Annotated in this window: 1 protein-coding gene; it reads left to right on the forward strand. The window is 41.2% G+C overall.

Going from position 1 to position 216, the window contains the following annotated elements:
- Positions 1 to 216 (forward strand): IS3 family transposase (locus MOC86_RS27630; protein WP_419146702.1); only part of this gene is annotated, 216 nt, incomplete at both ends.

Genomic DNA, 216 nt, shown 5'->3' on the forward strand with positions numbered 1-216 from the left:
GAATGTCATACAAGAATGAAGGGGATTTATGGGTATCGAAGGGTCTTAATCTGGCTAAGGCGTGTGTACAACCTACATATAAATCATAAACGTGTACAGCGCCTCATGCGTGAAATGGGGATTCGTGCAGTTATTCGGAAAAAGCGTCCTTATTATGGCCAAAAGGAGAAGTATGTCGTTTCACAAAATCATTTGAACAGACAGTTCAAAGCGTCA

Source organism: Priestia endophytica (assembly GCF_026790145.1).
Lineage (GTDB): Bacteria > Bacillota > Bacilli > Bacillales > Bacillaceae_H > Bacillus_I > Bacillus_I endophytica_A.